The following is an 809-nucleotide window of genomic DNA, read 5'->3' as shown; positions in this document are numbered from 1 at the left end:
ACCGTGCCCAATTCGAGGCGCTGTTTGCCGGGCTGGACTGGCGGCGGGTGCGGTCCCTGGAAGCGCGCCGCCCGGCTGTGGCAGAGTGACTCGGGCAGCCGAAAGCCTGCTCCCAGAGGGGCAGATCAGGGTATGGTCCAGCCATGTCCAGCGCCCCGCCCATCGACCTCTCGGCCATTCCAGAAGACCAGCGTGACGCTGTTCTGGCAGTGCTGCGCGAGCGGGATGTGCTTCGGGAGGCCAGCAAACGCCTGGAGCATCTCGTCGCCGAGCTGAACCAGGCCGTGCATGGCAAGCGGTCGGAGAGGCTGAGCGAGGAGCAAGTCATTGATGCGCCACCGGTCCGGCGCTGCGCAGGGCAGCCCGCCGCAACCGGGGCAATCTGCCCAAGGACCTGCCGCGGACCGAGAAGGTGACCGAGCCGGACAGCCTGGACTGCCCATGCGGGTGCGGCGAGGTGCACCGGATCGGCGTCGTGCCGCAGGCACGCCTTCGGCGTGACGATCGCACCGAGCGGCTGGATATTATTCCCGCGCAGCTCCGCGTCATCCACTGTCCGGCAGTGCATGTTTACATGCACGAGAGGGGCACTGTCCGGCCCAAGTATGCCTGCCGCGCCTGCGCAGAGGGCGTCACCCAGGCACCAGCCCCCGCGTACCTGATCGAGGGCGGTTTGCCGACCGAGGGCGCCATCGCGCATGTGCTGGTCAGCAAGTTCTCGGATCATCTGCCGTTATACCGCCAGAGCCAGATCCTGGCCCGCTCCGGGATCGATCTGCACCGCAGCACGCTCGCCGATTGGGTGAGGA

1 pseudogene is annotated in these 809 nt (G+C 67.7%); it reads left to right on the top strand.

Annotated elements, in window-relative coordinates:
- Window positions 1–143: 143 nt before the first annotated feature.
- Window positions 144–809, top strand: a pseudogene (locus L1069_RS23830) (transposase); the annotation flags it as partial.

Origin of the sequence: Leisingera sp. MMG026 (assembly GCF_021654205.1) — a bacterium.
Taxonomy (GTDB): Bacteria; Pseudomonadota; Alphaproteobacteria; order Rhodobacterales; family Rhodobacteraceae; genus Leisingera.
Note: the sequence above shows the minus strand (reverse complement) of the source record. Positions and strands in the feature narration are given on the sequence as shown.